Below are 1,559 nucleotides of genomic sequence, written 5' to 3' on the forward strand. Positions count from 1 at the left end.
CTAAAGGTTGAAAGTACTCAAATAGGCTTCAGCCCTTGGGATACTTGAACTGGAGCAACTTAAATTAGATTTTATGCTTCATTGAGCCTTACCAAGCAACCTGACCAGGTTGCTTGGTAAGGCTTTTATGAATTCATCGAAAATCATGTTCAATAGCGTTTCACTCATATCATGTTTTTTAGCTATACCAGTTAAGGTTTTCATCAGCCAATCCAGAGCATTAGCGAACGAAATTTCTGGTAGGGGTCGAGAATATTCGAAGAATATCCCACCAAAGGTTCGATCATCTTGGTTCTCTCGTTGCGCTAGAGCCAAAATATCATAGCCCATTAGGACCAGAGCCATGTGGCCACAAAGCCCGTCGTAGCTTTGAATCTGGGTCTTATCGAATTGGAGATACTGTTTGGCGACTTTGAAATAGCCTTCAATTTGCCAGCGACGAGCGTACATTTGAATAATCTCTTGCGGGTGAAGGTTTGTTTTAGTGGTTCCCAAGACTAGATAATCATTAGGATGCCCACGTTTTATGACAAAAACTAATTTAACAGGCATTAATTGGCCTTCGACGTCAAAAGTAACGATGGGGCTATACAAGTAGTGGGCCTTGGTCGGCCACTTACTACGTCGAAGCTGGTTATATAGCGTTTTTACATCCATCTGGCGGCCCCGATATCGGAAGTAAACCTTCTTAGATTTCTTCAGCATACCAATGCCATAACGCCCACGTTTCAGTAGTTCAGCGAACATGTGCGGAGATGTGAACCAACTATCAAAGAGCACGTAGCGAGCCTTAATACCAGCCCCTACCGCAGCATCCACCAATTCCAAAGCAACGTCGTTCATCTTTCGTTGTGCTTGCGCACGACGGCGAGCCGCCAAGGTCCGGCAATCGAATTTTTTAAAGATACCAACTTGGTTTTTAGGATTACTGGAGGACATTAAAGCGAAGCGGATGGGAAGAAAGGTATTACCGTCACTCCACCCCAAAGTTAGGGTGCGAAATCCCTTGAAGTACACTTGTTTATCGTGGTCGAAGACCCGAGCTAGTAACTCAGTTTTCTTAGAAAATTCGCGTTTAAATAAGGAATCATCGAGGATGAGTGCTTGGCGGCGTCTTGAATCTGTAAAATGATGGACGTATTGAATAAGCCGGACTGCCAGGAGTGTAACCAGGCGTTGCCAGTTGGTTCGTGGGTCATTCAAGCAATTTCGAGCAGTCTTTTTTGAAAAATCCGTTGCGGTCGCCCGAAAGATTGAGTAACGGTGAAAAATTGTGCTTAAAAGCCATTCAAGTAGGATTGGGACAGGTGTCCCCTTGGTTTTAAGGACGTTAGCACGACGAAGTGCGACGGGTAACTGGACCAATTTAGAAAAATGTTTAAAAGAATAGTGAAAATCAGAGGTTGAATGAGGTATATTAGACATGGGCATAGATTCTCCTTGTATATTGTTTTTAGACAACTCAATTATACAAGCATGGAGTAATCCATGTCTATTTTTGTACAGTAAAGGCCCGGCATGCCGGGCCTTTACTGTACAATTTAACTTTCAACCTTTAG

Annotated in this window: 1 protein-coding gene; it reads right to left on the reverse strand. The window is 43.4% G+C overall.

Annotated elements, in window-relative coordinates; all coding sequences use genetic code 11:
- Positions 1-78 precede the first annotated feature (78 nt).
- Positions 79-1,425, reverse strand: coding sequence for an IS4 family transposase (locus EKM84_RS14060; RefSeq protein ID WP_125766279.1), 1,347 nt, complete (start codon positions 1,423-1,425; stop codon positions 79-81).
- Positions 1,426-1,559: the final 134 nt, after the last annotated feature.

Source organism: Levilactobacillus mulengensis, assembly GCF_003946045.1.
GTDB classification, from domain to species: Bacteria; Bacillota; Bacilli; order Lactobacillales; family Lactobacillaceae; genus Levilactobacillus; species Levilactobacillus mulengensis.